This is a genomic window from Nonomuraea sp. NPDC001684 (assembly GCF_053596515.1).
In genome coordinates, this window is the sequence record NZ_JBSFGJ010000511.1 from 1 (window position 1) to 6,235 (window position 6,235).

Annotated in this window: 6 protein-coding genes and 1 pseudogene; 5 read left to right on the forward strand and 2 right to left on the reverse strand. The window is 70.5% G+C overall.

From position 1 onward, the window contains the following. Together ACWCSD_RS45525 and ACWCSD_RS45530 are read left to right on the forward strand one after the other, a co-directional pair. A pseudogene (locus ACWCSD_RS45525) lies at positions 1 to 325 on the forward strand (NrfD/PsrC family molybdoenzyme membrane anchor subunit); the annotation flags it as partial. Positions 326 to 489: 164 nt separating this feature from the next. Further along, complete coding sequence (locus tag ACWCSD_RS45530; RefSeq protein WP_397165409.1) at positions 490 to 1,026, forward strand: NUDIX hydrolase family protein; 537 nt, start codon at positions 490 to 492, stop codon at positions 1,024 to 1,026. Between the two features lie 97 nt (positions 1,027 to 1,123). Here the strand turns inward: ACWCSD_RS45530 and ACWCSD_RS45535 are convergent, their stop codons facing one another. Beyond that, a complete protein-coding gene (locus ACWCSD_RS45535) occupies positions 1,124 to 1,642 on the reverse strand; it encodes a peptidoglycan recognition protein family protein (protein ID WP_358285861.1) in 519 nt (172 codons plus the stop codon). 125 nt (positions 1,643 to 1,767) lie between these two features. Beyond that, a complete protein-coding gene (locus ACWCSD_RS45540) occupies positions 1,768 to 2,652 on the reverse strand; it encodes a MurR/RpiR family transcriptional regulator (RefSeq protein WP_397165410.1) in 885 nt (294 codons plus the stop codon). A gap of 86 nt (positions 2,653 to 2,738) precedes the next feature. Here ACWCSD_RS45540 and ACWCSD_RS45545 point away from each other — a divergent pair, with 86 nt between their 5' ends. Genes ACWCSD_RS45545 through ACWCSD_RS45555 form a run of 3 tightly spaced genes read left to right on the forward strand, consistent with a single transcriptional unit; the run spans position 2,739 to position 6,078 of the window. Further along, the gene (locus ACWCSD_RS45545) at positions 2,739 to 4,286 is read left to right on the forward strand and encodes an ABC transporter substrate-binding protein (protein WP_358285855.1); all 1,548 of its coding nucleotides are present in this window, start codon (positions 2,739 to 2,741) and stop codon (positions 4,284 to 4,286) included. Next, a complete protein-coding gene (locus ACWCSD_RS45550) occupies positions 4,286 to 5,254 on the forward strand; it encodes an ABC transporter permease (protein WP_352364935.1) in 969 nt (322 codons plus the stop codon). Before ACWCSD_RS45545 ends, ACWCSD_RS45550 begins: the two co-directional genes overlap by 1 nt. Further along, positions 5,251 to 6,078 carry an ABC transporter permease gene (locus ACWCSD_RS45555; protein ID WP_352364933.1) on the forward strand — a complete coding sequence of 276 codons (828 nt, stop codon included), beginning with the start codon at positions 5,251 to 5,253 and terminating at the stop codon, positions 6,076 to 6,078. The genes ACWCSD_RS45550 and ACWCSD_RS45555 overlap by 4 nt, the downstream gene beginning before the upstream one ends. The last annotated feature ends 157 nt before the right edge of the window (positions 6,079 to 6,235 follow it).

Below are 6,235 nucleotides of genomic sequence, written 5' to 3' on the forward strand. Positions count from 1 at the left end.
GGCGCTGCTGGGGGCGGCCCTGGAGTGCGCGGCGGCCGTCCGCATGGAACGCCGGATGGGCCTGACCGCCGAGCCGCTGCGGCGCAGCCGCCTGCTCAGGACGGGCCAGGCGCTGTCGGTCGCGGGCGCCCTGCTCGGTCAGGGCCTGGGCGCGCGCAGCAGGGTCGCGGCGGTGGCCGCGGGGGCGGCCCTGCTGGCCGGGTCGGTGTGCACCCGGTTCGGGATCTTCCACGCCGGGACGGCCTCGGCGTGCGACCCCCGGTACACCGTCGAGCCGCAACGCCGGCGGCTCGCCAAGTCGAGAGCGGAGCGTGATCTGTCATGAGAAGAGTCGCCGAGTACCTGCCGTTCATGGGCATCGTGCTGGTCGTCTGCACGGCGTCCTGGATCGCGGGCAGGAGCAGGCCGGCCAGGCGGGCCTGACCCCGTCCGGGGATCGGTCGGTGGGGCTTACGCTGTCAGTGGCGGCGGGGGGCATACGATCGGCAGATGACCGAAAAGACCGAAACCGCGCCTGGATGGCTGGCACCCGAAGAGCTGGAGTCGGTGCGCGGCCAGTTGCCGATCCTCTACATCGACGCCGTGCCGGTACGCGTCGACGAGACCGGCGTCGTGACCCGCGTGGGCCTGCTGCTGCGGATCGCGGCGGACGGCACGGTCAGCCGGGCGCTGGTCTCGGGGCGGGTGCTGCTCCACGAGCGCGTCCGCGACGCGCTGCTGCGCCACCTGGAGAAGGACCTCGGGCCGGTGGCCCTTCCGCGCATCCCCGTCTCGCCGCAGCCCTTCACGGTCGCGGAGTACTTCCCGACGCCGGGCGTCACGCCGTACCACGACCCGCGCCAGCACGCGGTGTCGCTGGCCTACATCGTGCCCGTGGCCGGTGACTGCCGGCCCCGGCAGGACGCCCTGGACCTGGTCTGGTTCACCCCGGAGGAGGCGTCCTCGCCGGCCGTGCAGCAGGAGATGACCGGCGGCCAGGGCGTGCTGCTCAAGCAGGCACTCGCCCACGTGGGCCGGCTGGTCTAGCGCCCCGCCTCTCATCGCGCACGCGGTGGCCGTCGAGGCCGCCATGGACGTCCGTGGCGGCCGCCGCTCGCGGGGTGTCCTCGGGGACGCATGCGGCTCAGGGGCGTTCGGCGCCCCCTCGCACCCAGTGGTAGAGCGGGTCGCCGGGGCAGTCGGTGTCGTAGCCGTCCCGGTGGCCCTTGACCTCGTCGCCGGCATCGCCGTGCTCGCGCAGGTACTCGATGGCGTCGACGAGGGCGTTGAGCAGGTCGTCGTTCGGTTCGGTGAACCCGGTGTTGCCGAGGAGGGCGAGCACGGCGTAGTGGCCGGAGTTGAGCCCCGGGCCGTTGGCGGCGGGCAGGACGTGCGGACCCCGGCCCATGAAGGTGCGCCGGTGCGGGCAGCACACCATGTTGTAGCCGAGGTCGATGTAGGTCTCGCCGCGCCCGCCGGACATGTGCATGCGCTGGATGTCCCTGACCAGGTCGACGCACTTGTCGTGGTTGTCGGCGTCCGGCAGGTCGGAGGGCACCTTCCCGCCGGTGTAGTGGATCTTGACGCCCCTGGTGGACGCCAGCCGGGTGTAACTGGTGGTGGGCTTCTTGGCGTGCCAGTCGGCACGGGTGATCAGCTGCATGTGGTGTCTCTCCTGGTAGACGATGCCTCACCACCAGAATGTCAACCTAAAGTAGCCGTGTCATCACTTTTTGTCACTAGGTTCACGTGCCGCCAAAGAAAGACTTCCATGCTGGTCAGGCCGGTTCACCCCCGCTTGTGCACCGTCCGGTCGTGGACGACCGCATAGGTGTTGCGCAGGGCCGCCATCGACTCGTCGTAACTGGCCGCGGCCACGCCGGTGAACAGACAGTCGACGACCATGAGCTGGGCGATGCGGCTGCCGAGCGCGCCGGAGCGGAACTGGGTCTCGCGGGCGGCCGTCGTCAGCGTCACGTCGGCGGTGGCGGCCAGCGGCGAGTCGCGGAAGTTCGTGATCGCCACCGTGGCCGCGCCCGACCGGCGGGCGATGGCCAGGAACTCGACCGTGTCCACGGTCGCGCCGGTGTGCGAGACCGCGACGGCCACGCAGCCGGCGTCGAGCGTGGCCGCCGACGTCCAGGCCGAGTGGGCGTCGTGCCAGTTGATCGCGGTACGCCCGATGCGCGAGAGCTTCTGCTGCAGGTCGAGGCCGACCAGCGCGCTCGCGCCCACGCCGAAGGTGTCGATCCGGCGCGCGGCCAGCAGCAGGGCGACCGCCCGGCCCAGGGCCCCCATGTCCAGGGAACGGGCCGTGTCGGCGATGGACAGCGTCTCGTTGGTGGCGACCTTGGAGACGATGCCCTCCAGGCTGTCGTGGCGATCGATGTCGCCCGACACCTCCGGCAGGCTCGACGTGGTCAGCTCCTCCCGGGCGGCGGCCCTGGTCAGGTCGATCCGGAAGTCCTTGAAGTGGGCGTATCCCATGCGCTGGTAGAAGCGCACGACCGAGGTCGTCGAGGTGGCGCAGCGGGCGGCCAGCTCGGCGATGGACAGGTTCGCGGCGGCGGCCGGGTCGCCGGTGAACGTCTCGGCGATGCGCCGCTCCGACGGCCGTAATGCGGGCATGGCCGCACGGATGCGGATCAGCAGGCTTCCGTCGTCCTCGACCATTCGTCATCCATCCCTGTTGAGGAAATTTAGTACACCAGTGGTAGGGTCTGCGTAATTTTATGACCTACTGCCCCTGAGGAGACCACATGCCCCGTGGCGCGCTCTCCGCGATCGGCGCCGCCGCAGTGCTGTCCATCGCCCTGACCTCCTGTTCATCATCTTCCGGGCCCGCGACCAGCACCGGCGCCACGGGCAAGTCCGGCGGCGCCCTGGTCGTCGGCGTGACCTCCGACCCCGACACGCTCTTCCCGTGGAAGGCCACCCAGTTCACGGCCGTGAACGTGTTGCAGAACATCTACGGCACCCTCACCGAGTTCGACAAGGACCTGAACGTCGTGCCGGGCCTGGCCGAGTCGTGGCAGGCGTCCGAGGACGGCAAGAAGCTGACCCTCACCCTGCGCAAGGGCGTGACCTTCGGCGACGGCAGCGCCTTCGACTCCAAGGACGTCAAGGCGTCCCTGGAGAAGATCATGGACGAGAAGACGGCGGCCGTGGCGCGGGCGTCGCTGGCGTCGGTGAAGTCCGTCGAGGCCCCCGACGAGAGCACGGTGGTGCTGGAGCTGACCGGCCCCGACGCCGCGCTCCCGGCGAACCTGGCCACCGTCAACATGGCGATGCTCTCCTCCGACGACACCGAGGAGAAGCTCAACGCCACCCCCAACGGCACCGGCCCGTTCACGCTGGGCAAGCGCGTCCCGAGCCAGTCGCTGACGCTGGCCAGGAACGACAAGTACTGGGGCGCCGAGAAGCCGAAGGTGGGCAGCGTCGAGTTCCGGGTGATCCCGGACGAGTCGTCCATCGTCTCGGCCATGCAGTCGGGCAACGTGCAGCTCGCGGTCTTCAACGACCCGCTGGTCGCCCAGACCGCGCAGGGCGGCGGCACGATCACCGTCACCAAGACGCCGCAGCTCAGCTACCACGCCCTCCAGCTCAACGCCCAGCGCGGCGACCTCAAGGACGTCAACGTGCGCCTGGCGATCCAGTGCGCGATCGACCGCAAGCAGGTGCTCGACACCGCCGCGCTCGGCGAGGGCGAGGTGACCGGGCCGATCACCGCCCCGGCCTTCAAGTCCGACCCGGCCAAGCGTCCCTGCCCGGCCCGCGACCTGGCCAAGGCCGCCGAATACCTCGGCAAGGCGGGCAAGTCCGGCGGCGTGACGGTCAAGGCCATCGTCTCCCAGGGCGAGTACGCCACCTCCGTGAACGAGGCCCAGAACCTCAAGGCGCAGCTCGCCGAGGCGAAGATCACCCTGGACCTGGAGGTGCTGGAGTCCGGCGCGTTCGTGGACCGCTGGGTGGCGGCCGACTTCGACGCGGCCGTCGCGCTCAACGGCGGGCGTCCGGACCCCGACGGCTCCTACGGCCGCTACTTCACCAGCAAGGGCAACCTGAACAAGGTCGCCGGGTACAGCTCGCCGGAGCTGGACAAGCTGTTCGCCGAAGGCAAGGCCACGACCGACCCGGCCGCCCGCAAGGCGATCTACGAGAAGGTCTCGGCCGAGCTGGAGGCCAACGCGCCCTGGATCTGGCTGTTCACCAGCTACACCTACACCGGCACCACCTCCAACGTGTCCGGGTTCGTACCGATGGTCAGCGGGTCGCTGCAGTACCTGCGCACGACGTCCGTCGCCTGATGCGCCGGATCCTCGCAGGCCGGGCCGTCCGGCGCGTGGCCTCGACGATCGGCACCCTGTTCGGGGTGGCCGTGTTCGTCTTCGTCATGCTCCGGGCGATCCCGGGCGACCAGATCACCGCGGGGCTCGGCACGGAGGCGGCTGCCCTCACCCCGGCGCAGCGCGTGGCCCTGGAGCAGTACTACGGGCTGGACCAGTCGCCGGTCACGCAGTTCTTCTCCTGGCTGGGCAACATGCTCACCGGCAACTTCGGCTACTCGGCCCGCTCGCAGCAGGGCGTGCTGGAGATGACGCTGCACTCGCTGCCGGTGACGTTCGAGCTGGCGGTGTTCTCGATCGTGCTGGCGCTGCTGCTGGGCGTGCCGCTCGGCATGTTGTCGGCGTCCAGGACGAACTCGCCGCGGGACGCCTTCGGCCAGGTCGTGAGCCTGGCCGGGCTGTCGGTCCCGGCGTTCCTGCTGGCCACGACGCTGCTGTCGATCTTCGCGGCGTCGTTCGGCTTCAACCCCAACGGCCAGGGCTTCGCCACGCTCGCCGAGGACCCGCTGCTCAACCTGCAGCAGATGTTCCTGCCCGCGCTCGTGCTCGGCTTCGGCATCGCCGCGCCGATCCTGCGCACCACCCGTACGGCGGTGCTGGAGGTGCGCTCGGAGGACTTCGTGCGCACCGCCCGCGCCAAGGGCGTGCCGCCGCGCCGCCTGCAGGTCCGGCACGTGCTGGGCAACGCGCTGGTGCCGATCGTGACGATGACGGGGCTGCAGTTCGGCTACCTGCTCGGCGGCGCGGTCGTGGTCGAGCAGATCTTCTCCGTGCCCGGCGTGGGCCGGCAGGTGCTGCTCGGCATCCAGCAGAAGGAGTATGCGGTCGTGCAGAGCACGGTCCTGGTCATCGCGCTGGCGTTCGTGCTGGTCAACCTGCTGACCGACGGGCTGTACCGGATCATCGACCCGCGGGTGAGGGCGTCGTGACCGCGCTGCGCAGGAGCCCCGCCATGCTGGCGGGCACGATCGTGCTGCTGGTGCTGGCCGTGGTGGCGGCGCTGTCGTACGCCGGGCTGCTCCCCTACGACCCGATCGCCCAGAACCCGCCCGAGCGGTTCCTGTCGCCGTCCGGGACGCACCTGTTCGGCACCGACCAGTTCGGCCGGGACGTCTTCTCCCGGGTGGCGGCCGGGGTCGGCAACTCGGCGCTCATCGCGGTGGTCGCGGTGGCCTTCGCCACCGTGGTCGGCACGCTGGGCGGCCTGGTGTCCGGTTTCTACCGCGGCTTCGCCGACGGCGCCATCGGCGGCGTGACGAACGTGCTGTTCGCGTTCCCGCCGCTGCTGCTCGCGCTCTCGCTGGCCTCGGTGCTGGACCGCAACTGGTTCACGGTCGCCGTCGCCATCGCGATCGTGTACGTCCCCATCTTCATCCGTGTCACGCGCGGCCCCGTGCTCTCCCTGCGGGAGATCGAGTACGTCAAGGCCGCGGTCTCCACCGGCCAGAGCCGCTGGCAGATCATGCTCAGGCACGTGCTGCCCAACATCACCTCGATCATCGTCATCCAGGTGGCGCTGTCGTTGTCGTGGGCGGTGCTGACCGAGGCGTCGCTGAGCTTCCTCGGCCTGGGCACGCCGCCGCCCGCCCCCTCGCTGGGCTCGATGATCTTCGAGGCGCGCAGCCTGGTGTTCGTCGCCCCCTGGACGCTGATCGCGCCGGGCGCGGTCGTCGTGCTGCTGGTGGTGGGCCTGAACCTGCTCGGCGACGGCCTGCGTGACACTCTCGACCCCAGAACCCGAGGCAAGCGGTGAACCTCTCAGAACTGACCACGGAATCGGCCGACCCGCGCTTCGCGGGCATCGACACCATGAGCGTGGCCGAGCTCGCCGCGACCATGAACGCGGCCGACGCCACCGTCCCCGCCGCGGTCGCCGCGGCGCTGCCGCAGATCACCCCGGCCATCGAGGC